The following is a 1,691-nucleotide window of genomic DNA, read 5'->3' on the forward strand; positions in this document are numbered from 1 at the left end:
AATAAACCTACAAAGTTTATTAGCTTATTTATATTAATTAGTTGCGATAACCAATTTTAAGATGTATAATTGTAGACCTTAAAAAAACAAACATGCCTGTAACACTAGAGCTTTACGAACTTTCAAATTTATTAACTGATGCTGCGGAACTGGGCGCTAAACAGATGTCAATAGCAGCTGGACTGACACCTCCGTTTTATTCAGCATCACAAGCTTATAAGCTTTATGGTCGAAAATTAGTTGAGAGGTGGGTGGAAGAAAACCTCATAAAGCCCTGTAAGGATGGCGATAGAAACCACAATTTAAGGTATGATAGTTTGCGTTTGGAAGCATTGGCGAAATCAAGTAACCGCATTGCCTATTTTACTAATATTGAGAAGAGAAACGCGGCTTAATTCATCTAACACTTTCCGGTTAGCATCGTCAATTATTGTCCAGTCCTTTGCAATGTAAATATCAGTAACCTTGTGGTTGTTGTCGCTATGATTCATACCCTGAGCGACATCATCAGTTGGGACCCTGCAATCGTTACGTGCTATGTTGGGCCAGGAATACCGCATCCAAATAAATGTGGCGTTGTCTTCCCATTTTAAATGTTTACCAATTTCTTTTAGCCCCGTATTGAGTGCTTTGGTTAATCCATCGTGATTGGAATACATTAAATAAAAGCGAAACACCCTTTTACCGGAAGGGTCACGATACTTTTCAATCAGCGGCAAAGCTTCTGGTTCAATTTTTATTGATATGTAGGCATTATCAGTACGCCTGCTGGCTGTTTTAGCGCGGTCGTAACTAATCCTGCCTTTCTTGTAGCTATCAACCTGGAATAAATCTATCGCGTTCATGCCTAGCAGATAAAAAGATAACATCGCAACATCCCGGGCAAACTCAGTCACCTCGACACGTTTATATTTACCAACTTCAATTTTGCCGCAGTCGCGAAGCTGCAATATCTGTATGACAGACAAATTCTTATCAGGGGTAGCCTGTTGTTTGGGGGCAACGTATTTGTCAAATGGGTTGTAGGGTATTAGCACTTTCCCCCGGTCATTATAATGTTTCATTGCCTCTACGTACCAATTCTTCAGTTTGGTCATGTAGTCTTTTACTCCGGTATCAGTTGCAGGCGGATATGTCCGCGTTGTGTATTTACCGGGATTTGTCATCCTGGTAATACTACGCGGTGAACGCAGATGCTCTTCATATTTCTTAATTGTTGCCAGGGTTAATTGGTTAATCTCAAAAGTTGGCCTTCCTATAAAATCAATAAAGCTATTTAGAGTAGTATTTGCGTTATCACGGGTACCTTTTGTGTTGATCTTACCAATATATTCCTTTGCAAATACAAAATAGTCGATCTTTTGATGTTCATCCTGTAAAACATAGTCTTTCATTTCTATGCAAGTAAAACGCGCAGCCTGACCGCCCAAAGCAGTTACTTTTTTGCGGTAACCTTTCATTGTTTCTTCCAGTACATCAATCAAGAACTGATCTTTGATTTCAAATTTCTTGGTAAGCTGGCTTTTGGTCACATAGTGATCGGTAGAAATGTATTTAGTTACTTTATTGTGGTAAAGTCTAATTCGGACACGCCAAGTGTTCTTGGCATTTTTGTCATCTTCGTTAATTCCTGCTTGGAAAGTAGCCATTTTATGGGGGTTTAAATCTGACACATATCTGAGAAAGTTGAT

2 protein-coding genes are annotated in these 1,691 nt (G+C 39.1%); one reads left to right on the forward strand and one right to left on the reverse strand.

Annotated elements, in window-relative coordinates:
- The first annotated feature begins 92 nt into the window (after window positions 1–92).
- Window positions 93–395, forward strand: coding sequence for a hypothetical protein (locus QZY09_RS21435; protein WP_295675919.1), 303 nt, complete (start codon window positions 93–95; stop codon window positions 393–395).
- Here QZY09_RS21435 and QZY09_RS21440 read toward each other — a convergent pair.
- Window positions 342–1,691: phage integrase SAM-like domain-containing protein (locus QZY09_RS21440; RefSeq protein WP_295675921.1), on the reverse strand; the 1,350-nt coding region annotated here is incomplete at its 5' end. The genes QZY09_RS21435 and QZY09_RS21440 overlap by 54 nt on opposite strands.

The sequence above is a fragment of the uncultured Mucilaginibacter sp. genome (assembly GCF_903913935.1).
Taxonomy (GTDB): Bacteria; Bacteroidota; Bacteroidia; order Sphingobacteriales; family Sphingobacteriaceae; genus Mucilaginibacter.